We start from the raw sequence: 23,453 nt of genomic DNA on the forward strand, positions 1-23,453 counted from the left end.
TTTAAAACCCTATTGCTGTATCATCTCCACGCCAGTCGGCACCACCTTCTAGTTTACCGTCATCAGTAACTAATATACCATCAACAATGCCAATAACTGGTGAGCGCTTTTCGTTAATTGTGTATCCTTTTGCTTCTAATTGGCGAATTAGCTTTTTACTAAATTTATTAGGTTCCATGCGAATATAGTCTGGTAGCCATTGATGATGAAATCTTGGTGCGCTAACGGCTTCTTGCATGGTCATATCAAACTCTTCAACATTTAAAATAGTTTGTAAAACAGATGTAATTATAGTTGAGCCTCCGGGAGTTCCAAGGGTCATTAAAAGTTTGCCATCCTTTTCAACAATTGTCGGTGTCATAGAACTTAACATACGCTTTTCTGGTGCAATGCTGTTGGCCTCTGCACCAGTTAAACCAAACATATTGGGTACGCCAGGTTTGCTACTAAAATCGTCCATTTCATTATTTAGAAAAAAGCCTAGTTCTGAACAAAATAACTGGGAGCCAAAGGTGTTGTTTAATGTTGTAGTTACTGATACCGCATTTCCAAATTGATCTACAATAGAGTAGTGGGTAGTTTCCTCGCTTTCAACAAATTCAATATTTCCATGAAACACCTCGCTAGATGGTGTGGCTTTTTCAAACGAAAAATTGCGCATTCGGTTAAAAAGGTAGGTGTCACTCATTAAGGTATCTGTGGGAATCTGAACAAAATCAGGGTCACCTAAAAAATAATTTCTATCGGCATAAGCACGTCTTTCAGCTTCTGAAAGGAGTTGAATAGATTTTATGGAATTATGACCAAATTCTTTGAGATTATAGGGTTCAATCATTTTCATAATTTGCGCTAAACATATTCCTCCACTAGATGGTGGAGACATAGAAATTATATTAATATTTTTATATTTAAATGAAATGGGCTCACGCCATATGGCTTCATATTTAGCTAAATCTTCTAAAGTCATAATACCGCCTCTTTCAGATAAATAATCAACCAATATTTTGGCCGTTTCGCCTTTGTAAAATTCATCTTTACCATTTAAGACTATACGTTGCAGTGTTTTTGCTAGTTGTATGTTTTTTATAGTGTCGCCAGCTTTTTTGTTTTTTGAATATAAAACTTCTTTACCATTAACAGCTCTGAATATGCTATCGTAATCATTAAATCTATTTGCTTGTTTTTTCGTGACCACATAGCCATTTTTTGCAAGTTCTATAACAGGTTGCAAAATTTCGCTTACTGATAATTTACCAAACTTCTGTTGCGCTTCAAAAACTCCAGCGACAGTTCCAGGAACACCAACGGCTAGCTCGCCAAGAATACTTTTCAATGGAATAACATTCTCTAAAGAATCCAAATACATATTTTTTGAAGCTGCTAATGGTGCTTTTTCACGATAATCCAAAGCGCCAACATCACCATTACTCATACGATACACCATAAAACCACCACCGCCTAGATTTCCAGCAGATGGGTAACATACGGCTAAAGCCATTTCTGTAGCCATCATGGCATCAAAAGCGTTGCCTCCTTTTTGTAAAATGGCAGAACCAATTCTGGAAGCTTCAACACGTGCGGAAACAACCATGGCTTTTTCAGTAATGAGGCCAACGGTATTTGTTTTGAGATTGACATTTTTTTCTGAATTGTTTTTACAGTTTAAGAATACAAATACAATACAGAATAGAATCAGTAGTTTTTTCATGGTTCGTTGTTTATTCTTTTAGTAAGCTCAATGAGTTTGGTGTTTGAAAATTGAATTAATTCATCAAAAAACAGTGTAAATTCATTTTCAAATTCCTCATAATAGGTGTTTAATTCAGCAGTAGCCTTGTTCATTTTTGATTTGTTTTTGGTTCGCCTGTTCATACCATCAAGAACACGCTGTATACCATCTATATTAGCATAGTTTAATAGCCAATTGTCTGCAATCATAAACGGCATCATCTTTTTTGTACGTTCGGGTAATATTTCAAAGTTTTTCTCTAGCGACGCATAAAAATCTTCGACATACAAATTCAAGGGTGTCTCGGAATATAGATGCCAATTCTTTGCCAGAAAATGATCGTATAGAATATCCACAATTACACCACTATAATGACTATAATTTTTGTGTAATCGTTTTGTGCTTTGCCTTACAATACGATGGGCATCGGTGAAACTGTCTATTTCACGATGTAATAGAATGCCTATCTGGATGTTATTGGAAAAATTTTTATACTTCTTTCCTCTTATGCCATCAGCAATAAAATTACCAATGGTTATCATTTCATTGTTTCCGGAGAGATAAATATGTGCCAGGAAATTCATTTTCCGAATTTACAAATTCGTAATATAGAAAACACACAGAAAACCTATATTTGTTGAAATTTTAGAAAATAATATGACTTTAATAAAATCTATATCAGGAATACGAGGTACCATTGGTGGGACTGTTGGTGAAAATTTAACACCTATAGATGCCGTTAAATTTGCTTCAGCTTATGGGGTTTGGTTAAAACAACAGCGAAATAAAGACTCACATAAAGTTGTTGTGGGACGTGATGCCCGAATTTCTGGTGAAATGATACAAAACCTAGTTATGAACACTCTGGTAGGTTTAGGCATACATGTGGTAGATTTGGGTTTGTCGACCACACCAACTGTTGAGGTGGCTGTACCAATGGAACATGCTGACGGCGGCATTATTTTAACAGCAAGTCATAACCCTAAACAGTGGAATGCCCTTAAATTATTGAATGAAAAAGGAGAATTTTTAAATGGTGCCGAAGGCGCAAAAATTTTAGAGATAGCTGAATCTGATGATATGATATTTTCGGATGTTGATAGCCTTGGGAAAATCACTAAAAACCAAGCCTATATTGATATGCATATTGATGAGGTTTTAAACTTACCGCTAGTAAACAAAAAAGCTATTGAAGATGCCAAATTTAAAGTAGTTGTTGACGGCGTAAACTCAACTGGAGGTATTGCTATTCCTTTGCTATTGGAACGATTGGGTGTTCATCCTGTTAAATTGTATTGTGAACCTAATGGTCATTTTCCGCATAATCCTGAACCTTTAAAAGAACATTTAACCGACTTATCAGAGGCTGTTGTAAAAGAACATGCCGATTTTGGAATTGTGGTGGATCCTGATGTGGACCGCTTGGCATTTATGGATGAAAAAGGTGAGATGTTTGGTGAAGAATACACCTTGGTGGCCTGTGCCGATTATGTGCTTTCTGAAACACCTGGGAATACTGTTAGCAATATGAGTTCTACCCGAGCATTACGTGATATAACCGAAAGGCATGGAGGGACATATGAGGCTAGTGCTGTTGGAGAAGTTAATGTGGTTGAGCTTATGAAAAAGAACAATGCGGTTATTGGTGGTGAAGGTAATGGCGGTATTATCTATCCTGAATTACATTATGGGCGTGATGCTTTGGTTGGTGTTGCCCTATTTTTAAGTCTTTTAGCGGATAAAAAAATGGCGGTTAGTGATTTGCGTGCTTCTTTTCCAAACTATTTTATGAGTAAGAAGAAAATTCAACTTATTCCTGGATTGGATGTAGATGGTATTTTAAAAGCTATGGAAACCAAATATGCTCATGAAAACCTAACAACCATTGATGGTGTGAAAATAGATTTTTCTGATAGTTGGGTACACCTGCGTAAAAGTAACACTGAACCTATTATCCGAATTTATACTGAAGCACCTTCGCAAGTTGAAGCTGATACATTAGCTGATAAAATTATATCAGAGATAAAAGCTGTCGCTAATATTTAGTACTTTTGTTGCATAATTTAATAGCCATGATTACTTCAATGTCCGATTTAAAAAAACCTACTGATTTGGAATCGTATTTCAATACGTTTAGAAATAACATTATTGGAATAGGCCAAGAATTTGAATCTCCATTCGGGAATAAAAAAATTCTTTATACTGATTGGACAGCATCAGGTCGTTTATATAGACCAATTGAAGAAAAGATGTGTAATGAATTTGGACCTTATGTAGCCAATACCCATACTGAAACAACAGTTTCCGGTACGGCTATGACTAAAGCTTACCATGAAGCTAAACACATCATCAAGAACCACGTAAATAGTAGTGAGGACGATGTGCTCATTGTATCTGGGAATGGTATGACAGGTGTTGTCAATAAATTTCAACGTATTCTCGGCTTAAAAATTCCGGAGAATTTAAGCAAACACACACAGGTACCAGAAGAAATTTGTCCTGTTGTATTTGTGTCACACATGGAGCATCATTCCAATCAAACCACTTGGTTGGAAACCATTGCCAAGGTTGTGGTTATTCCACCAGGTGAAGATGGTTTGTTTAGTTTGGAAAATTTAGAAAAGTTATTGGTAGAACACCAAGATTGTACTATTAAGATAGCTTCAATTATCCACGGCTCAAATGTTACCGGTATTCAAAATCCAGTTCACCAAGTCGCAGAACTTATGCATAAACATGGTGGTGTTTGTTTTGTTGATTATGCGTGTTCGGCTCCTTATGTTCATATTGATATGCACCCTGAAAATGAGAATCAAGCACTCGATGCTATTTTCTTTTCACCACATAAGTTTTTAGGTGGTCCAGGATCGTCTGGTGTATTAATTTTTAATAAGAAGTTATACAAGAACATGATTCCTGATTGCCCAGGTGGCGGAACGGTGAGTTGGACAAATCCATGGGGAGAACATAAGTATATTGATAATATTGAAGACCGTGAAGATGGTGGTACTCCTGGGTTTTTACAAACAATCCGAACGGCTTTGGCTATCAAGTTAAAAGAGCAAATGGGCGTTGATAAAATGCTTGAACGCGAACATCAGATAATTGATTATATTTTTAAAGCTTTAAAACCTATTGAGAATATTAATATTCTTGCAGGGCAACATCAAGATAGGTTAGGTGTTATTTCTTTTTATATTGACGACTTGCATTACAATTTAGGTGTAAAATTATTGAATGACCGATTTGGTATTCAAACACGAGGTGGTTGTAGTTGTGCTGGTACTTATGGGCATTATCTATTGCACGTAGATTATGAAACTTCTCATGAATTAACACAAGAGATTTCGCTAGGCGAATTAACACGAAAGCCAGGTTGGATACGTATGTCTATTCATCCTACAACGACTGATGCCGAAGTAAAGTTGGTTTGCGATAGTATTATTGAACTCGCCAAGCATCACAAAGAATGGGCTTTAGATTATGACTATGATAGAAGTTCAAATGAATTCAACCATAAAGCATTACAAGGTAAATCTGAAGCAGATACAATAATAGAAGATTGGTTTAAGCTTTAAGCGGGCTTTTTATTACGGTGTTTCCAGCGTTTATGCGTCCATAAATAATACTCTGGAGCTTTTCTTATTTGCTGTTCTAGTTCACGCGTAAATTTATCGGTTATTTCAAAATCGGCATAATCATTAGCATTTTCGGCTAGAGTTATAAATTCAGCTTCATAATGCCCTCGCTTTACTTTATCAATCTTTAAATAGGTGACTGTAAGGTTTAAATCTTTGGCTATTCTTTCTGCACCAGTAAAGCACGGGACTTCAATATCCATGAATGTTGTCCAATAGTACTTTTTGAAAGATTTTGGTGATTGGTCACTTAAAAACGCAATTACAGATTTAATATTTTGTTTTTCATATTCTGTTATTTTAGCTACAGCTTTTTTGGTATCTATAAGTTCGGTGTTATATCGTGAGCGTAGTTTTCGAGCTAGATTATCAAAGTATTTGTTAGCTATAGTTTTGTAAATACCAATGCCTTTCATGGTAATATGGTTTTCCACCACAAAGGACCATTCGTAACTGGCATAATGGCCATACATGACTACTATGCTTTTATTAAGGGCTTCCAGTTTTTGTAGGCTTTCAGGATTTTTTATAATAAATCGCTTGTTTAATTGTTTACGGGAAATGGATAATGTTTTTATCATCTCCAAAAACATATCACACATGTGGTGATAAAACTTTTTTGAAATGGTTTTGATTTCATCTTCTGACTTTTCAGGAAAAACCAACATTAAATTTTCCTTTACTGTTTTTCTGCGATAGCCAATAATATAAAATACCAAGAGGTAAACCATATCAGAAAAGAGGTACAAGAGTCTAAATGGAAGTATTGAGATTAACCATAGAAATGGATAAATTATAATGTAAGCAAGAAATTGCATGAATTAATTTTAGATTTGCAGAGACAAATATATATTATATTCTATTTATACGTTTACTATTTATGGGCAATTTAAGTTTGATAACCATCATTATTATAGCAGCAAATGTTATGATATCCTTTAAGGGATTTAACGATTATAGCTTCTTTGAAAAGTATAAGTTTAATGTTGGTGCTGTTAGACGAGGAGAGCAAATTCGTTTGTTTAGTGCTGGGTTTTTACATGTTGACAATGCCCACTTGTTTTTTAATATGTTTACCCTATACTTTTTTGCTGATGTTGTTATTGCATACTTGGGAAGCTTTAAGTTTTTGGTTATTTATATAGGAAGTTTGTTGCTAGGGAATTTATTGTCTCTTGTTTTTCATAAAAATGAATACTATTACAGTGCTGTAGGTGCTAGTGGTGCAGTTACAGGAATAATTTATTCTGCGATTTTATTGCGGCCGGATATGAGCTTGTATATGTTTTTTATTCCGATACCCATTCCAGCTTATGTTTTTGGTATAGGCTATTTGTTATATTCTATTTATGGTATGAAAAGGCAAATTGGTAATATTGGTCATGATGCCCATTTTGGAGGAGCCATTGGCGGTTATGTCATCACTTTAATACTGGCCTCCTGGTTGTTCAAGGAACATTTACTTATGATAGGTTTGTTGTCATTGCCAATTATTTTATTATTTGTATTGAAGAAACTGGGGAAATTGTAACAAAAAAAGCCTTTCAATAGTGAAAGGCTTTTTTTGTTTGTTGTTATTATACTTAATCTAGTAATTCAGATATTTTTTGTTCCAAAGCAGGACCTCTTAAATTTTTGGCTACTATTTTACCGTTTTCATCAAGAATAAATGTAGCGGGTATAGAGTTTATATTATACAATTTAGCGATTGGGTCGTTAAAATATTGTAGGCTAGACACATGATGCCAATTTAGGCTATCAGTTTCTATGGCTTTCATCCAGGCTTCTTTAGGGTTGTTTTGTCTTTTATTGCCGTCTAAAGAAATCCCTATAATTTCTAGACCTTTTTCATGATACTTATTGTAAACCTTAACTACATTAGGATTTTCTTTTCTGCATGGCCCACACCACGACGCCCAAAAATCTACAATAGTAACTTTACCTTTTATGTTGTTTAAAGCAATGGTTTCACCTTCAGGTGTTGTTCCAGAAAATTCAGGAGCCGTACTACCTATTTCAGTGGCCATCGTAACATCAACAATACGTTTTATTTCCTTACCAGCACGTGTGTCTTTTATATTTTGGGTAAACCCGCTGTAAATTTCTTCGGCTTCATTTGCTGTTACAACTTTAGCATTTAAAAAATCTTCCAACATTATGGCACTTATTGCAGCATCATTGTATTTTTTTATGTTTTCAATACTGTTTTGGTTATTAACTTTTACTAGGCTATCATATTTTCTTCTAATTTGTTGCATGGTTTGCATATCGTTATTGGCTTGTGCTTCTCTAAATTGCTGGCCTAGTTTAGCATTTTGATCTCGTAATGGCTTTGCAAAATCTTGATAGATTTTAAAAATGTCATTTTCTTTACTTCCAGTAACAATAGAATGTGCAATGGTGTCTTTATTGAATTCAATATTCATGGTTTCATTCTCAACAATCAAAGGAAACGAACCTTTATAATTGTCTATAAAAATATAATACAAGTCAGGCGATTCCACAGAGCCTTTGAGTTCTAATTTTCCATTGGTTATTATTGTGGAGTCGATAGTTACAGTTTTTACTCTGTCAAGTTTTACTAGCTTAATTTTTCTACCACTGTAAAAAGAATCTATTTTCCCTTTTATAAGAAAACTGTCGTTTTCTTTTACGCAAGACATTGTAAGGAGTACTAAAGCTGCAACTAAAATTTGTTTAATCATGTTTTTTGTTTTAGAAGTGCAAATATAACAGATAAAACAGATACTTGCTGTTAAGAATTACCTAATATCGGTTTAACCTAAAGTGCGTTCTATTTACTATTTTTGTGATATGATTCAAAACGATACTATTATTGCATTGGCTACTCCGTCTGGTGCTGGTGCTATTGCTGTTTTACGATTATCTGGTAAAGATGCTATCAGTAGGGTTTCGGACTGTTTTAAGTCAGTTACCGATGGTAAACAATTACGTGACCAGAAGACCCATACCATACACTTGGGGCATATAGAGGATGCGAATCGGGTAATTGATGAGGTTTTGGTATCAGTGTTTAAGAATCCCAATTCGTATACTGGTGAGAATGTCGTAGAAATTAGCTGCCACGGTTCACCATATATTCAGCAAGAGATTATTCAACTGTTCCTGCGTAAAGGTTGCAGAATGGCAGATGCTGGTGAGTTTACCTTACGAGCCTTTTTAAATGGAAAATTGGATTTAAGTCAAGCTGAAGCAGTTGCTGATCTCATTGCCAGTGATAATGAAGCTTCCCATCAAATAGCCATGCAACAGATGCGTGGTGGTTTTTCTTCTGAAATAGCCAAACTTCGCGAGGAACTCTTAAATTTTGCCTCCTTGATTGAATTGGAATTGGATTTTGCTGAAGAGGATGTGGAGTTTGCTGATAGAACACAATTTAAAACCTTAATTGACCGGATTACGTTTGTATTGAAGCGTTTAATAGACTCGTTTGCGGTTGGTAATGTGATAAAAAATGGTATTCCAGTGGCTATTGTTGGTGAGCCTAATGTAGGGAAATCAACACTTTTGAATGCGCTGCTGAATGAAGAGCGCGCCATTGTTTCGGAAATAGCAGGAACTACACGTGATACCATAGAGGATGAGATTTCCATAGGCGGTATAGGTTTTCGGTTTATAGATACTGCTGGCATTCGGGAAACCCAGGATGTTGTAGAAAGCATTGGTATTAAAAAGACTTTTGAGAAAATAGAGCAATCGCAAGTCACCATTTATTTGTTTGATGCCCCTTCAGTCCTTCGGACAGCTTCCCCAAAAGGGAAGCAATTTGAAGCTTTAAAAAATGAAATCTGGCAAATAAAAAATAAATATCCGCAAAAACCTTTACTCATAATAGCTAATAAGATAGATAAACTGGATGACGCGCAATTAGCATCCTTACAAGCGGCCATTCCAGAGGTAAAACCATTATCGGCTAAAACAGGGTTTGGTGTGGAGCAATTAACCAATGCGCTATTGAATTTGATTAATACGGGTGCGCTTCGTAATAATGAAACTATTGTTACCAATACCAGACACTATGATGCTTTGCTTAAAGCTTTTGAAGAGATACAAAAAGTGAAGCATGGTTTGGATTCTGGACTATCAAGTGACTTAATGGCTATAGATGTCCGTGAGGCCTTGTATTACTTTGGGCTTATAACAGGCGAAGTTACCAATGACGATCTTTTGGGTAATATTTTTGCCAACTTTTGTATCGGGAAGTAACTTACTTTCTTTTATTTGCTAATGTATTGATTTTATTGATTTTACGAGTTTTTTATCTTCTCTTTTTGTTGCTTTTTTGCTCTTTTTTAACTAAATTTGTTGTATATCTGTTGCCTTAAATACGGATTTGTTGCCCAAATCTGTTGGCTAAAAGATTGGCGAAATGATGCACCATATTGCCCCACGTTGCACCATAACGCTACATAAAGCACCATTTATGAGCAGTAATTTATACATCCCAAAAACCTGTAAACATTGCGGTAATGCTTTTACAGCACGTACAACAGTAACTAAATACTGTGGTGATACTTGTGCTAAAAAAGCCTATAAGGCACGTAAGCGTAAAGAAAAAGTACAAGCTACTCTTACAAAGGATATGCAGCAGCAAAAAGAAGCTGTTCAAGTTCCAAACCTCAACACGGTAAATAATAAAGATTTTTTAAGCGTTACTGAAGCCTCACAATTAATTGGTGTTAGTAGATGGACCATTCAAAGAATGATTCAACAAGGACGTTTAAAAGCAGTCCCTTTTGGAAGAAAACGTATTGTAGCCAGATGGCAAATAGAAAACCTCTTTAATTAGCATCCTATGAAAGTAACATTAAGACAACGCAAAAAGAATGATAAAATAAGTCTGTATTTAGATTACTATCATAAAGGAAAACGCAAAACCGAGTATTTGCGCTTATACCTTACACCTAATCCTAAAACTAAAACCGAAAGAGAGGTAAACAAGAAAACCAAGCAATTAGCAGAAACCATTTGTGCACAACGCCAAATAGAAATACAAAATGGTATTTATGGCTTTCAGGATATAGAGAAATTAAAAGGAAGCTTTATTACTTATGTTACGGCTTTAGCTGAAAAGAAAAACACCAGCTCTGGCAACTACGGGAATTGGAACAGTATGCTAAAACATTTGAAAACCTTTTGTCCTACAGATGTAAGCTTTCAAGATTTGGATAAATCATTTGTTGAGCGTTTCAAAGAGTATTTAGATAAGGATGCTATGGCAAGAGCAGGTAAAAAATTGTCTCAAAATTCTAAATATTCGTACTATGGTAAATTTTGTGCAGCTTTAAAGCAAGCGGTTAAGGATGGTATTTTAAAAGTCAATCCTGCTAATGGTGTAGATTATTTCAAACAAGGAGAACCTCAACGAGAATTTTTAACGCTTGATGAATTACAAAAAGCAGTTAACACAGAATGTGAATTACCATTATTAAAAAATGCTTTTATATTTTCAGCCCTTACCGGATTGCGTTGGTCAGATATTGAAAAATTGGTATGGTCAGAAATCCAACACTCTAAAGAAATGGGTTATTACATACGTTTCAGACAAAAGAAAACCAAAGGTGCTGAAACATTACCAATTTCAGAACAGGCAAGAGAATTATTAGGTGAAGCAGGAAAACCCGAAGCAAAAGTTTTTGAAGGTTTACATTATAGTGCCTGGTCAAACCTTAAATTACAACAATGGATGATGAAAGCAGGTATTATAAAAGATATAACATTTCATTGTGCGCGTCATACGTATGCTACTTTACAGTTAACTTTGGGTACAGATATTTACACAGTATCAAAATTATTAGGACATAAAGAATTGAGAACAACACAGATTTATGCAAAGGTAATTGATGATAAAAAGAAAGAAGCTGCTAACCGTATTCAATTAGATTTATAATGAAAGGAAATGTATTTGCAAGTTTGGTATCGATTACCAACGGTTTACATAGAGACAATAGATCAGAAAGAGAGTTTAATGTTCTGAACTCTGAATTAAAGGAAACACCAAAAGCTTATAATACGGTTTTTAAAGTAAACTTTAAAAGACCTCTAAACAGTAAAAAAGAATATTACTTATAGCTGATTTCAAATGATACTGAAACCGAATTAGCAACATTAAAATCCCAATTCCCAAAAGATGCTACGGAACCCGAAAACAAGTATAACTATACCGTACAATTTAATAAGTTCAATAAGTATTTAAAGGATATTGCCACCTACATTAAAAAGCAGTCTATAAGTAACAATTTAGGCAATGACACCGATTATATCATCAATTACTTAAAAGTATCTGCAATTCGCTTATACATTGAACTACAAGAGCAATACGGACAATTTTCAGAATCTGCATTATTCTCAATTCAAGAAATAGCAGAAAAGTACTTTAACGATATTGATTTTGATACTTCAGTATTTCTAAAATTAGAAACTGATAAAAAAGAGGTGGTTAAAAAGCTATCTAAAACAACGAGTAAGCCTAAAACCTCATTTGGTTATAAAAATAGAGATACTTCAAAATTACTTCCAGTTATAAAGCAATTACATTTTAGGATTGAACTATTAGACAATAGAACTACCCCTGAACAATTGGAAAAACTGTTATTAGCAGAAAACTTCAATAATATAGATTACAAGATTTACCTGCAATGTGAAACAACACAATTTAGCTATGTAGTTAAAGAATTGAAATCTTATTTCCATAATTTGAAACCAACAACTATAGAGCGTTCAGGAAAATTTATAACTAAAACTGGAGCAGCTTTAAGAGCAGGAAATTTATACAAAAACAAGATTGATAGCCCGAAAGAAAAGGAAGAAATCGATAAAACAATCCAACAACTGCAATAAAAAACAGTAAGATTAGTAAGAAATCTTACTGTTGTCTTACCCTCATTTTACACTCTTACTAAAATCCGATAGCCAATTTTAAACCTTTGTCCTGTTCTTGAAAACCAAGAATGACATTTGGCCAGATGTCCATTTCTATTTTAAAATTAATTAGTTATGGACGAAATATTAGAACGTCTTAAAATTATCGAAGCACACGTTTTAGACAGAAACATTATTGTTAAAAACGTATTGAGCTTTAACGAAGCCTGTAAATTTTTGGAATTGTCACAATCCCATTTATACAAGCTTACGAGTACCGGAACCATTCCACATTACAAACCGAATGGTAAGAAGATTTATTTCAACAGAGCAGAATTAGAACAATGGTTATTGAGTAACCGTGTTGATTCACAAGATGAAATCGAACAACGAGCTGCCGATTACTTAATTAAGAAAGGAGCGGTGAAGTTATGACTGAAATAATCGATTTACTCTTGGCGCTCTCACAAGAAATAAAGGACTTAAAAGCACGTATCGAGTTGTTACGACATTCGAGAGCAGAAGTGTTGAAAGATTCGTGGATAGACAATCAAGACGTATTGCAGACCTTACACATAAGTAAGCGAACCTTACAGACCTTTAGAGATAACGGTACACTGCCTTATAGCAAAGTAAAGGGTAAGTTTTATTATAAGGTGTCCGATGTAGAGCAGTTGCTTCAAGATAACTACTACAACCATAATTTCAAAAGAGATGGAAGTAAGTAGAGAGGCAATTTTAGACAAAACACATTACGGCTTAAAAATTTATGCCTACGTGTTAAGACAGTATTATCCTGAAACAACAGTCCTTTCTGTAAAAGGAAGGGACTGCGGGATAACCCGAAACCCTTTTAATGGTGGTAAAGAAACCTTACGGATTCATATTGATGGTGTAATAGCAACACATCGAGACACAGAGCTAAAGACCTTTAGCGGTGATGTGTTCGATTTTGCGCAATACCATTTTAGAATAACCGATGAAGAAGAATTGTTGCTCAAGATTAACCAAGAGTTGCATCTCAATTTAGAAGTAAAGGAAAAAGATGAATTAGATTGGTTGAATGGTCCAGACGATACCTGGTATGCTTACTGTAGCTTTTTCAAATCCCCAGTCCGCAATGTGTTTCCTTCGGAAACCTTGCGATTACATCAAGTATTTGCATTAATCACAAGTGATAAATACAAAAAGATTACTGAAGATTTAAGGGTAATAACCGATGTAAAAGAAGCACGTAAATTCAAAGCTAATCGCTTTGATTACGTCACTTTTTCAGGAGCATTTGAAAAGCGTAATGATAGCAATTTGTTACAGCATTCCAATCTATTAACTATTGATTTTGACCATTTAGAAAACTTACAAGAGTTAAAAGCACAATTACTAAACGATGAATATTTTGAAACCGAAATGCTATTTACATCACCATCTGGTGATGGCCTAAAATGGATTATCAGAATAGATGTTTCAGAAGTAACACATTCAGAGTATTTCACGGCAGTAGCCAATTATATTAAGCATACCTATAACATTGAGGTTGACCAGTCAGGTAAAGACGTTTCCAGAGCGTGTTTTTTACCATACGACCCAACAGCCTTTTTACATAAAAGACACCAAGCATTATGACTAAAATATTTAATCCAAAAGAATGGTTGGAAGTTCCAGAAGAACAACCGCAACCAATAAGCAACAACGCAACAACTAATGTTGTTGCTGTTGCTGATAACGACATTGGAACCTATATTTCTACAATTGAGCAATCAGGTATAGACATCACGGGAAATTATACCAATTGGAGAGATTTAGGCTTTGCTTTAGCTGAAGAATATGGAGAAACAGGAAGAGACTATTTCCACCGTATAAGCAAAAACTATGTAGGTTATGATTCAAAAGAATGTGATGAGCAATTCAATAATTGTCTAAATGCTAAAGGGCACGGTATTACCATTGCTACTTTTTACCATTATGCGCATCAGGCAGGTATAAAACCAATGAAGCAACAACACAACAACGAGGTTGCAACAAATGTTGCAACTGTTGTTGATGTTCCAGAACAAGCAATGCCAACAATACCGGATAAGGTATTTAATACCTTACCGCAGTTTTTACAACAAGTTGTAAATCCTGCAAGTAGTAAAGAGGAAAAGGACATTTTGTTGTTAGGAGCTTTAACCGCCTTTAGTGCCTGTTTTCCTAAACTTTTTGGTATCTACGACCAACGTAAAGTGTTTGCCAATTTATATCTTTTTGTAACTGCACCTGCATCTGCAGGTAAAGGCAGACTCAACCAAATTAAAAATTTGGTAGATCGTGTTCATAAATTAAAACGTGAGCAAGCCAAAGTATTAAAGCAACAATTTAATACAGAAATGGCAACCTATAATATGAACAAGGGTAAAGATGAAAACTTGGAGAAACCCGGTAAACCACCTGAAAGAATGTTGTTTATACCTGCCAACAATAGTGTTACTGGTGTCTATCAATTAATTTCTGATAATGAAGGCAAGGGACTAATCTTTGAAACCGAAGGCGATACATTAGCACAAGCATTTAAAAGCGATTACGGTAATTATAGCGATGGTTTTCGGAAAGCGTTTCATCACGAAACCATTAGCTATTATCGCAGAACCGACAGAGAATATGTAGATATTGAAAAACCGTGTTTATCTACAGTGTTGTCAGGAACACCCAAGCAAGTAGCTACCTTAATCCCGAATGCCGAAAATGGTTTGTTCAGTCGTTTTATGTTCTACTATATGAATATAAAACCCACTTGGAAAAACGTATTTTCAAGCAATAACAATGTGGGTTTAGATGATTACTATTCGCAATTAGGAAACGAGTTTTTAGGCTTATATAAAACATTAAAGAATAATCCAGAAATTGAAGTAAGGCTATCAATACCTCAACAACAGCAATTCAATACATTTTTTGAATCCTTACAAACCAAATACATCAACTTACAGCCAGAAGAATACATTGCAACAATAAGACGTTTAGGTTTAATTGCGTTTCGTGTTATTATGCTATTCACAGCATTTCGTATTATGGAGGATGGTGATGTGAATCAAGTAAAAGAATGTGAGGATGTCGATTTCCAAAATGCGCTAACTATTATTTCTATTTTAGTAAAGCATAGTAGTAAAGTGTTTAATGATTTACCTATTGAGCAAAAAACGGTAAAACGCCTGAATCGTAAAGAACGCTTTTTAGAGAGTTTACCAAAACAGTTTGATAGACAAGATTATTTAGATTTAGCAACCAAACAAAACATTCCACATAAAACAGCAGAAGGTTACATTACAAAGTTTGTTGATGCAGGGTTAATACATAGAGAAGCTCATAATAACTATTCAAATCCTGCAAAATCATTATAAGGAAATTGAGGAAATAAAGGAATTAACGTATGTGTTCCCTTAAATCCTTAACTTCTTCACTTTCTGTTAATAACTGTTTATATCTTTTTGGTTTCCTTTAGCTTCCTTTTCTTAAATTAGACAAAATCTGACAAGTCTAATAAATGCTATTATGGAGTTTGGCGAATACATACGCTCATTGCGCGAAAAGCGCAATTTGCTATTAAGGGAAATGGCTGCAAATATCAATATGGATGTGGCTTATTTAAGCAAGATTGAACGAGGAAACCGTATGGCAAGACGAGAGCAGGTAATAGCATTTGCAAAAGAATTAAAAGAAGATGAGAACAAATTAATTAAGCTTTGGATGTCCGAACAGATTGTACAAATGATAAAAAACGAAAAGGACAGTACGGAAATCCTCAAAATAGCTGAAGAAAAAATTAGTAAGATTGGAAAAGGAAAAGAAATCGAATAATGGCAGATTTTATTACTAAAGATCAGTTGAAATCTACTGTTGGTAAAGATGTCTATGGTTTAAAAGGAAGTATGGCTGTTCTTTTGGCTATGTCATCTAAACTTGGAAAAAAAAGAATTGACTTTGATTCAAGTGTATTCATTAGTCACAGTCATAAAAATTCAGATTTAGTAGAATATTTGGTGGCTATTTTAACAAAACTGAAAATAACAGTATACGTTGATTGGATGGATGATGAGTTAACATATCCGCCAGCAGGTAAAACAGCTATGAAAATTAAAAATATGATTTATGCTAATAAGAAGTTTATTCTTTTAGCCACAAATGAGGGTATTGAGTCAAAGTGGTGTAATTGGGAATTGGGTATAGGAGATGTTCACAAATACCTTGAACATATTGCTTTATTGCCTGTTGCTGATAACACTGGTGAATGGATTGGAAATGAGTATTTACAAATATACCCACATATAGAAAAAAAGTATAAATCTTTAGAATGGGATGATGAGTATAATGTTATATATCCCAATGGAAGGAAAGTAAATCTAATAGAGTGGCTAAAAAAGTAATATGAGTTTAATTACTAAAGATTTATTAAGTAGAGTTACAAGTTATCGGAAAGTGAATTTAAGTAAAGGTTTGGGTGCGCCTCAAATCTTAAACGAATCATTTAGTGTTGATAAGGAGTATGATATATTTTTATCACACAGTTATTTAGATAAAGAGGAAATAGCAAGTTTAAAAATTTATTTGGAAGATTTTGGTTTTACTGTTTACATAGATTGGATTGAAGATAATCAGCTTAATCGTAATTCTGTTACTAAAGAAACAGCTGAAAGAATAAGGTATAGAATGCAAAACTGTAAGTCGTTAGTATACGCTTTTTCAAGAAATAGCAGTTTGTCAAAATGGATGCCTTGGGAATTGGGGTATTTTGACGGCATCAAAGGTAGAGTTGCTGTATTGCCTATTTCAGATTATGAATCTGATAGTTTCAATGGAACAGAATATTTGGGTATTTATCCTTACATAACGCAAAATAAAATTGCTAATACTGATAACCTAAAACTGTGGGTTAGAGAAAGTGTAAATAAGTATATAATTATGGATAGTTGGATAAAAGGATATAACCCTTCAGAAAGAAATTAAAATATGAAAGAAATAAGAGTTAAACATTTAGAATTGATTCATAATGTAATTGATAGATTATCTCACAAATCATTTTTGGTTAAAAGTTGGAGTATTACAGCTATAACCGCTTTAATGGCGTTTGGTATTGATAAAGAAGATTATAAAATATTCATTATTGGGTTTCCTGTGGCACTTCTATTTTGGTATTTAGATACTCACTATTTATGGCTTGAAAAAATCTTTAGAGAATTATACAACGCTGTAATTAAAAAAGAAGCTAAATCAATGTCAATGGATATTTCTAATTATAAAAGTAAAATAAATCCTTGGAAAATAGCTTTTAGGCCAACAATATGGCCGATTTATTTATCAGAAATAATTTTACTGATTTTATGTGTAATTTATTTTAAAGCTAAATGTAATGGAATCATTGTCTCGATATAAAAGAATAATCAAGTGGGTGTTTTGGCTAACATTAGCATTAATTGTGTTCCTTACGTTTCAGGCGATATACGAAACTGAAGATTGGAAGTTTTTCGATGTTGATTTTAATACAAGAGATCATATAATTTCTGCTTATGGTTCTCTAATCGGAGGAATATTAGCTTTCCTATCCATTCTTTTTGTTCTTTATCAAGTTTATGAACAAAGAGAACAAATAATTATTGAAAGGGAAGAAGCCGCAAATGATAAGCTTCAAGATTTAAAAGACCGTCTTTTGTTGTTAACCAATTACTTACAAACATTAGAAAAAGATATAGTTAGACACGGAGAAAGAATGGATACATTTTTTAAGGCTGAAAAGGAAAATCCATCTACAATGAATACTATGTATTTTAATACAAATAAAAATTTTGAAAGAGTTATTGAAATGGATATCCTTTCGAACTTTAAGGCGTTTCAAGCATTTTTTAAAGAGGATGAAGAAGATTGGCAAAAGCAATTTGTTAACCTATACGAAATATCAGATTTTTATAATGAGGCATTTAAAGATTTAAAGAAAAAATACGCTTTACACATTGAAGATAAAGTAACAAAACAAAAGCAAATAGCAGCTGATATGATGGAACTATTAAACGCAAATGCAAGATTGGTAGATGATTATAGGATAAAGTTTGGTGTAGCTGACTATTTAACAAAACCTTGGTCAAATTTAATTAATGATTACAACCCAGCCCATTATGAGTATTTGCAAGAGGTTCAAGATGCTGGCGATGTACCTGATTTTAGGCATATATCTGATAACCTGTTATTACCATTTATAGCAGAAGCAATGGATATTAGAAGAGATGAAGGATATGATGATTTAGGTAGTCGTAATATTATAGAGTTAGCTTCTACAATTAGAAAGAAAATATGGGATGTTGAGGTTTACAGCATTCAATATGCGGGTGATATTGAGAAGCAATTCAACAATTATTTCAGTCCAGAAAATGAAAATATAAATGAACTTAAAACTATTAAATCTAAAATTGATGCTAAACTTTAATTAATCACTATATGTAAATACAAAAACACCTCATTATCTATGCAAGAACACTTAAAAACCAACATACTCAATTTTAAATGGCCAAGTAGTACACCTGTCATATATTTATCGTTAGAAGATATAGAAGGTAGCCACCCAATCCATAAATCAAAGTTTTCAAAGCAGATAAAAGAGGCGTTTCCAGATACAGATTTATCAAGTTTAGAGCATATTTTCACCACATTTACTCAAGAAATACCCAATGCCCCAAGTATCAAAATAAATTTAATAAAGGATAAAGAACTACGCATTTACAAGCAATTCCTTAAACACCAATTAAAAACTTATTTTTTAGAAAAGGGTTACATCGTGGTCAAAAACTTTGTACGTGATGTACAAGTATGGATGCCTTCAAAAAAAGGGAATACAGCAGACTATAATTTATACTATAAATTCTCATTCAAAATACAGTTTGCAACACTCACTGACTTACCAGAACTTGTAGTATCGTATGATGGTACGTCAAAAGTCCTCACAAAATCAGTTAAGGATATTGAGGAAACAGAGTATATTAAGCGTTGTGTGTATGGTCAAAAAACCTTCAATTACCAAATGAACCTCGACACAGAGGATAAGGAAGAATTTTACAACAGTATAGAATTTGCTCAAGCCTTTCCAATATTCAATTTACAATTGGCAAGAGCCTTAAACATCCCTATTGAAGAACCAGACAGAACAAAGAACAGATACCAAAAGTATGTAGCACTCATCACTACATTTGCTAAAAACTATTTGTTTACAGAAGAATTTAAAACCTTGTTTCCTTTTAAACAAGATGCCTTTATAGATGTTCCTGGCAATCGCATCAATCACATTAACCCCAACTTGGGTTTATTAGAGTTTGGTAAAGACCAATATGGTAACAAAAGAACCCATTTAGTGCCTAAAAAGGCAATGAACATTCTAAACCCTTACAGACGTCCAAGCAATCAAAATATCAAGATATTTTTTATTTGCCATACCTCACATAAAGATTCGGTGCTGTCTTTCTATCAAAATTTAAAAGAAGGTGTAAATACTGAAAAGAACTATTACAAAGGATTGGAGGCTTATGTAAATATAAAGGCTACAGCATCAAAAGACCACTTTATTGAATTTACCAACGAAAACGACCCAATTCCAGAAATAGTTGAACAGCTTGAAAGTTTAACTTTTGACCACGAAAACGTAAAGTATGCAGCCTTTTACATCAGTCCTTTTGATAAGTTTACACCAGATCCTGACGATAGGGAAATTTACATCCGAATTAAAGAACTGTTTTTAAATGAAGGCATTGTAACCCAAGTGGTCGATTACGAAAAAATGATTGTAAACATCCAAGACCAATACAATTTTCAGTTTTCATTGCAAAATATGGCATTAGCTATCCACGCTAAATTAGGAGGCGCACCTTGGAAACTGGCAGTAACCGATAAAAAAGAATTGGTAATTGGTGTAGGAGCATTTACCAATCAAGGGGAAAATAGAAGGTATATAGCAAGTGCATTTAGTTTTCAAAACAATGGTTTGTTCAGAAATTTTGAATATTTCAACCAAAACGAAACAGAACTATTAGCAGGTAGCATATTAAAGGCCATTAGAGATTTCACATCAGTAGCTCAAGCAGATAAAGTAGTGATTCATTTTTATAAAGAAATGAGCTATGAAGAACTGCAACCAATTATTGATGGGATGAACAAACTAAAATTAGGAGTGCCTTTATATATTCTGAACATTAATAAAACCGAAGCAGAAGACATCATTGCCTACGACTTAAATTGGGATAACAAACTAATGCCGGTTAGTGGTACATACATTCGTATTGCCGAAAATCAGTTTTTATTGTTTAACAATGCACGTTATCCAAGCGACCGTTTTTATTCAGATACCGATGGTTATCCATTCCCAATTAAAATAAAAATAAGCAGTCCAGATGAAGATGCTTTTGAAGATGTAGAGGTGATTGAAGAATTGTTAACCCAAGTATATCAGTTCAGCAGGTTGTATTGGAAATCTTTACGCCAACAAAATGTACCAATTACAATAAAATATCCCGAAATGGTAGCCCAAATAGCACCTCGTTTCGAAAACGGTGTTCCAGAGGATGCAAAAGACACACTATGGTTTTTGTAATTTCTTTTTTGCACAACCATTGCATCACTAAATTTTTATCTTTGTAACTGTGAAGTTTATAACAATCATATTATCCTTAATAATACTATTGCTTTCGGCAAAACCTTGTTCTGATGGTCAAAACATAGAAGACCAACATCAAGACGCAATAAGTGTTAATCACAACCATCAAGAAGATAGTGACGATACTTGTTCTGTAACTTGTATTTGCAATTGTTGTGGTATGTCTATTACTTACGAACCAATCAAGACATTTAATTTAAAACTCAATATTGAAATTTCATCGGAGTTAATTTCTACATATCAACCTATCTATAGGTTCAATTTCCTTTCCAACATTTGGCAACCGCCACAAGTAATAAGCTAAAGTAACACGATTTCAAATCAATTATTTAGTTAATTACAAATATAATTCAATGAATAAATACATATTGAGCATAAAGCTCATATTAATACTTTGCTTATCATTACAGGCACAAACATCAGACATACAAATTAAAGTCATCACAGAGGCAGAAAATGAGCCGTTAATGGGTGCTACCGTTTACTTTGAAGCATTAGAAAAAGGTGCGGTTACCAATTTTGATGGGATTGCAGAATTTACAGAAATACCAGATGGCGAACATCAAATAGTAATTTCCTTTTTAGGTTTTGAAACATTAGAAACCACAATTCAAATTCCAAGTAATATAGAATTAGTGTTTAAGCTAAAAGAAGGTGGTAACGAATTGGATGCTGTTGTACTTCAATCTACAAGAAGTACAAGAACTGTACGAAAAATACCAACTCGTATCGAGTTTATAGGTGCAGAGGAATTAGGAGAAAAAGCAATAATGAACCCTACTAATATTTCTATGGTGCTTCGTGAAAGTACAGGAATACAAATGCAACAAACATCATTAAGTAGTGGGAGCACCAACATTCGTATTCAAGGATTAGATGGTAGATACACACAACTTTTAAGAGATGGGTTTCCATTATATGGTGGTTTCTCAAGTGGATTAAGTATTCTACAAATACCACCTTTAGACTTACAACAATTTGAAATTATAAAAGGAAGTTCATCAACCCTTTATGGTGGTGGTGCTATTGCAGGATTGGTAAATATGGTATCTAAAACACCAGACTTTGAACCTGCTTTAGATATAATGCTTACACAAACACAAGCATTAGGAAGTACTGCCAATGTATTTTATAGTAAAAGAAATGAAAAATTCGGTGTATCACTTTATGGTTCTGGTCATTATCAAAAAGCATACGACCCAGAAGATGATGGCTTTAGCAACCTACCAAAAACAACATCAATTTCTTTTAATCCTAAACTGTTTTATTATCCATCAGATAAAACAACACTTTGGTTTGGATTAAACGGAACGTATGATGATAGAATTGGTGGAGATATTACCAAAATTGAAAGTGGTGCGGATGGTATTCATCAATATACAGAAGAAAACAACTCAAAACGATTAAGCAGTCAATTGGTATATCAAACACAATTAGATTCTATAAGTTCATTAGAATTTAAAAATAGTATCTCTTTTTTCGATAGGAATTTAACAGTTCCTGATTTTAATTTTGATGGCAAACAAACAAATACGTTTACTGAAATCACATATAATACAGCATCAGAAAAAACGGATTGGATAGTTGGAGCTAATCTATATACCTCAAATTTTGATGAAAATGATAACGCACCATTACAAAGAGACCAAAAAGATGTGACCTTTGGAGCATTTGCAAATAATATTTATGACTTATCAGATAATTGGATATTGGAAACTGGATTAAGAGCAGATTATAATACGGATTTCGGTTTCTTTCCACTTCCAAGAATTTCATTACTCTATAAAAATAATAGTGGATTTTCAAGTAGAATTGGTGGAGGTTTAGGGTATAAGATTCCAGATATTTTTACAGAAGAAGCAGAGTATATTAACTTTGAAAATGTGCTTGCAATAGATAAATCTACAGTAGATGCAGAACGTTCTTATGGTGTTAATTTTGATTTGAATTATCAAACTCGTCTATCTGATGAGATTGGTTTTTCGATAAATCAATTATTCTATGTTACCGCTATTAATGATGGATTGCTTTTAAATTCAACAGATAACGGATTATTTCAGTTTGAAAATGCACCAGATGAAATCTTTAGTAAAGGAGCAGAAACCAATATAAAATTTACATACAAAGACTTTAGATGGTTTTTAAACTATGCACTTATTGATACCAAACTAAATTATTTACCTGGTAATCCACAGAAGCCATTAACCGCAAAGCATAATGCAGGTAGTGTTTTAATGTACGAATCTGAAAAATGGCGTATTGGTTATGAAACTTATTATACAGGAAAACAGTTTTTATCTAATGGTACTGAAACTACTGACTTTGTAACTATGGGTTTATTGGTGATGCGTAACTTTAAATTGGGAAGTGTATTTGTAAATTTCGAAAACTTTACAGATAGAAGACAAAGCAGGTTTTCACCTTTGGTTTTACCACCGCACGAAAATCCTGTTTTCCCAGAAATATATGCGCCTACAGATGGTTTTATATTTAGTGTAGGACTTATTATTAAACCATTTGGTAACGAAGACGACGATTAATT

22 protein-coding genes and 1 pseudogene are annotated in these 23,453 nt (G+C 33.7%); 19 read left to right on the top strand and 4 right to left on the bottom strand.

From position 1 onward, the window contains the following. Position 1: 1 nt before the first annotated feature. Together ggt and K7G76_RS06375 are read right to left on the bottom strand one after the other, a co-directional pair. Complete coding sequence (gene ggt, locus K7G76_RS06370) at positions 2-1,708, bottom strand: gamma-glutamyltransferase (protein WP_223033330.1); 1,707 nt, start codon at positions 1,706-1,708, stop codon at positions 2-4. Then, the gene (locus K7G76_RS06375; RefSeq protein ID WP_223033331.1) at positions 1,705-2,313 is read right to left on the bottom strand and encodes an acyl carrier protein phosphodiesterase; all 609 of its coding nucleotides are present in this window, start codon (positions 2,311-2,313) and stop codon (positions 1,705-1,707) included. Before K7G76_RS06375 ends, ggt begins: the two co-directional genes overlap by 4 nt. A 73-nt stretch (positions 2,314-2,386) precedes the next feature. On the opposite strand from K7G76_RS06375, the gene glmM reads away from it, so the two are divergent. Both glmM and K7G76_RS06385 read left to right on the top strand, forming a co-directional pair. Next, positions 2,387-3,775 (top strand): phosphoglucosamine mutase, encoded by a 1,389-nt coding sequence (gene glmM, locus K7G76_RS06380; RefSeq protein ID WP_223033332.1) that lies wholly within the window; start codon positions 2,387-2,389, stop codon positions 3,773-3,775. A gap of 26 nt (positions 3,776-3,801) precedes the next feature. After that, positions 3,802-5,307 carry an aminotransferase class V-fold PLP-dependent enzyme gene (locus K7G76_RS06385; RefSeq protein ID WP_223033333.1) on the top strand — a complete coding sequence of 502 codons (1,506 nt, stop codon included), beginning with the start codon at positions 3,802-3,804 and terminating at the stop codon, positions 5,305-5,307. On the opposite strand, the gene K7G76_RS06390 is transcribed toward K7G76_RS06385, so the two are convergent. Continuing rightward, the gene (locus K7G76_RS06390; protein ID WP_223033334.1) at positions 5,304-6,185 is read right to left on the bottom strand and encodes a lysophospholipid acyltransferase family protein; all 882 of its coding nucleotides are present in this window, start codon (positions 6,183-6,185) and stop codon (positions 5,304-5,306) included. The genes K7G76_RS06385 and K7G76_RS06390 overlap by 4 nt on opposite strands. A gap of 62 nt (positions 6,186-6,247) precedes the next feature. On the opposite strand from K7G76_RS06390, the gene K7G76_RS06395 reads away from it, so the two are divergent. Beyond that, positions 6,248-6,898, top strand: a complete 651-nt coding sequence (locus K7G76_RS06395) for a rhomboid family intramembrane serine protease (RefSeq protein WP_223033335.1) — start codon at positions 6,248-6,250, stop codon at positions 6,896-6,898. Positions 6,899-6,950: 52 nt separating this feature from the next. Here the strand turns inward: K7G76_RS06395 and K7G76_RS06400 are convergent, their stop codons facing one another. After that, on the bottom strand, positions 6,951-8,072 hold the full coding sequence (locus tag K7G76_RS06400; RefSeq protein WP_223033336.1) for a TlpA disulfide reductase family protein: 1,122 nt from the start codon (positions 8,070-8,072) through the stop codon (positions 6,951-6,953). Positions 8,073-8,181: 109 nt separating this feature from the next. Between K7G76_RS06400 and mnmE the strand changes: the two genes are divergently transcribed. The 16 genes and pseudogenes from mnmE (at position 8,182) to K7G76_RS06485 (ending at position 23,451) form a co-directional block, all read left to right on the top strand. Further along, positions 8,182-9,594, top strand: a complete 1,413-nt coding sequence (gene mnmE, locus K7G76_RS06405; RefSeq protein WP_223033337.1) for a tRNA uridine-5-carboxymethylaminomethyl(34) synthesis GTPase MnmE — start codon at positions 8,182-8,184, stop codon at positions 9,592-9,594. Positions 9,595-9,757: 163 nt separating this feature from the next. Continuing rightward, positions 9,758-10,177 carry a helix-turn-helix domain-containing protein gene (locus K7G76_RS06410; protein WP_255572931.1) on the top strand — a complete coding sequence of 140 codons (420 nt, stop codon included), beginning with the start codon at positions 9,758-9,760 and terminating at the stop codon, positions 10,175-10,177. Between the two features lie 6 nt (positions 10,178-10,183). Then, positions 10,184-11,278 (top strand): site-specific integrase, encoded by a 1,095-nt coding sequence (locus K7G76_RS06415; RefSeq protein WP_223033338.1) that lies wholly within the window; start codon positions 10,184-10,186, stop codon positions 11,276-11,278. Then, positions 11,278-12,228, top strand: a pseudogene (locus K7G76_RS15480) (DUF6617 family protein). The gene K7G76_RS06415 and the pseudogene K7G76_RS15480 overlap by 1 nt, the downstream one beginning before the upstream one ends. 156 nt (positions 12,229-12,384) lie before the next feature. Then, on the top strand, positions 12,385-12,684 hold the full coding sequence (locus K7G76_RS06430; protein ID WP_223033341.1) for a helix-turn-helix domain-containing protein: 300 nt from the start codon (positions 12,385-12,387) through the stop codon (positions 12,682-12,684). Next, positions 12,681-12,977, top strand: a complete 297-nt coding sequence (locus K7G76_RS06435; protein ID WP_223033342.1) for a helix-turn-helix domain-containing protein — start codon at positions 12,681-12,683, stop codon at positions 12,975-12,977. The genes K7G76_RS06430 and K7G76_RS06435 overlap by 4 nt, the downstream gene beginning before the upstream one ends. Further along, complete coding sequence (locus K7G76_RS06440) at positions 12,964-13,872, top strand: BT4734/BF3469 family protein (RefSeq protein WP_223033343.1); 909 nt, start codon at positions 12,964-12,966, stop codon at positions 13,870-13,872. The genes K7G76_RS06435 and K7G76_RS06440 overlap by 14 nt, the downstream gene beginning before the upstream one ends. Next, on the top strand, positions 13,869-15,623 hold the full coding sequence (locus tag K7G76_RS06445; protein ID WP_223033344.1) for a DUF3987 domain-containing protein: 1,755 nt from the start codon (positions 13,869-13,871) through the stop codon (positions 15,621-15,623). The genes K7G76_RS06440 and K7G76_RS06445 overlap by 4 nt, the downstream gene beginning before the upstream one ends. A gap of 151 nt (positions 15,624-15,774) precedes the next feature. After that, complete coding sequence (locus tag K7G76_RS06450) at positions 15,775-16,080, top strand: helix-turn-helix domain-containing protein (RefSeq protein ID WP_223033345.1); 306 nt, start codon at positions 15,775-15,777, stop codon at positions 16,078-16,080. Beyond that, positions 16,080-16,646 (top strand): toll/interleukin-1 receptor domain-containing protein, encoded by a 567-nt coding sequence (locus K7G76_RS06455; protein WP_223033346.1) that lies wholly within the window; start codon positions 16,080-16,082, stop codon positions 16,644-16,646. The genes K7G76_RS06450 and K7G76_RS06455 overlap by 1 nt, the downstream gene beginning before the upstream one ends. Before the next feature lies 1 nt (position 16,647). Then, positions 16,648-17,226, top strand: a complete 579-nt coding sequence (locus tag K7G76_RS06460; RefSeq protein WP_223033347.1) for a toll/interleukin-1 receptor domain-containing protein — start codon at positions 16,648-16,650, stop codon at positions 17,224-17,226. 3 nt (positions 17,227-17,229) lie between these two features. Beyond that, positions 17,230-17,652 carry a hypothetical protein gene (locus tag K7G76_RS06465; protein WP_223033348.1) on the top strand — a complete coding sequence of 141 codons (423 nt, stop codon included), beginning with the start codon at positions 17,230-17,232 and terminating at the stop codon, positions 17,650-17,652. Next, positions 17,630-18,697: a hypothetical protein gene (locus tag K7G76_RS06470; RefSeq protein WP_223033349.1), complete on the top strand. Its 1,068-nt coding sequence runs from the start codon at positions 17,630-17,632 to the stop codon at positions 18,695-18,697. Before K7G76_RS06465 ends, K7G76_RS06470 begins: the two co-directional genes overlap by 23 nt. Before the next feature lie 39 nt (positions 18,698-18,736). Further along, positions 18,737-20,848, top strand: a complete 2,112-nt coding sequence (locus tag K7G76_RS06475; protein ID WP_223033350.1) for a Piwi domain-containing protein — start codon at positions 18,737-18,739, stop codon at positions 20,846-20,848. Between the two features lie 49 nt (positions 20,849-20,897). Then, positions 20,898-21,215, top strand: coding sequence for a DUF6660 family protein (locus K7G76_RS06480; RefSeq protein WP_132704060.1), 318 nt, complete (start codon positions 20,898-20,900; stop codon positions 21,213-21,215). Between the two features lie 49 nt (positions 21,216-21,264). Then, complete coding sequence (locus K7G76_RS06485; protein ID WP_223033351.1) at positions 21,265-23,451, top strand: TonB-dependent receptor; 2,187 nt, start codon at positions 21,265-21,267, stop codon at positions 23,449-23,451. The last annotated feature ends 2 nt before the right edge of the window (positions 23,452-23,453 follow it).

Source organism: Hanstruepera marina (genome assembly GCF_019880635.1).
GTDB classification, from domain to species: domain Bacteria; phylum Bacteroidota; class Bacteroidia; order Flavobacteriales; family Flavobacteriaceae; genus Hanstruepera; species Hanstruepera marina.

Coding starts and splice junctions, on each gene's coding strand:
- ggt (WP_223033330.1), bottom strand. CDS start 1,708: ATGAAAAAACTACTGATTCTATTCTGTATTGTATTTGTATTCTTAAAC.
- K7G76_RS06375 (WP_223033331.1), bottom strand. CDS start 2,313: ATGAATTTCCTGGCACATATTTATCTCTCCGGAAACAATGAAATGATA.
- glmM (WP_223033332.1), top strand. CDS start 2,387: ATGACTTTAATAAAATCTATATCAGGAATACGAGGTACCATTGGTGGG.
- K7G76_RS06385 (WP_223033333.1), top strand. CDS start 3,802: ATGATTACTTCAATGTCCGATTTAAAAAAACCTACTGATTTGGAATCG.
- K7G76_RS06390 (WP_223033334.1), bottom strand. CDS start 6,185: ATGCAATTTCTTGCTTACATTATAATTTATCCATTTCTATGGTTAATC.
- K7G76_RS06395 (WP_223033335.1), top strand. CDS start 6,248: ATGGGCAATTTAAGTTTGATAACCATCATTATTATAGCAGCAAATGTT.
- K7G76_RS06400 (WP_223033336.1), bottom strand. CDS start 8,072: ATGATTAAACAAATTTTAGTTGCAGCTTTAGTACTCCTTACAATGTCT.
- mnmE (WP_223033337.1), top strand. CDS start 8,182: ATGATTCAAAACGATACTATTATTGCATTGGCTACTCCGTCTGGTGCT.
- K7G76_RS06410 (WP_255572931.1), top strand. CDS start 9,758: ATGATGCACCATATTGCCCCACGTTGCACCATAACGCTACATAAAGCA.
- K7G76_RS06415 (WP_223033338.1), top strand. CDS start 10,184: ATGAAAGTAACATTAAGACAACGCAAAAAGAATGATAAAATAAGTCTG.
- K7G76_RS06430 (WP_223033341.1), top strand. CDS start 12,385: ATGGACGAAATATTAGAACGTCTTAAAATTATCGAAGCACACGTTTTA.
- K7G76_RS06435 (WP_223033342.1), top strand. CDS start 12,681: ATGACTGAAATAATCGATTTACTCTTGGCGCTCTCACAAGAAATAAAG.
- K7G76_RS06440 (WP_223033343.1), top strand. CDS start 12,964: ATGGAAGTAAGTAGAGAGGCAATTTTAGACAAAACACATTACGGCTTA.
- K7G76_RS06445 (WP_223033344.1), top strand. CDS start 13,869: ATGACTAAAATATTTAATCCAAAAGAATGGTTGGAAGTTCCAGAAGAA.
- K7G76_RS06450 (WP_223033345.1), top strand. CDS start 15,775: ATGGAGTTTGGCGAATACATACGCTCATTGCGCGAAAAGCGCAATTTG.
- K7G76_RS06455 (WP_223033346.1), top strand. CDS start 16,080: ATGGCAGATTTTATTACTAAAGATCAGTTGAAATCTACTGTTGGTAAA.
- K7G76_RS06460 (WP_223033347.1), top strand. CDS start 16,648: ATGAGTTTAATTACTAAAGATTTATTAAGTAGAGTTACAAGTTATCGG.
- K7G76_RS06465 (WP_223033348.1), top strand. CDS start 17,230: ATGAAAGAAATAAGAGTTAAACATTTAGAATTGATTCATAATGTAATT.
- K7G76_RS06470 (WP_223033349.1), top strand. CDS start 17,630: ATGGAATCATTGTCTCGATATAAAAGAATAATCAAGTGGGTGTTTTGG.
- K7G76_RS06475 (WP_223033350.1), top strand. CDS start 18,737: ATGCAAGAACACTTAAAAACCAACATACTCAATTTTAAATGGCCAAGT.
- K7G76_RS06485 (WP_223033351.1), top strand. CDS start 21,265: ATGAATAAATACATATTGAGCATAAAGCTCATATTAATACTTTGCTTA.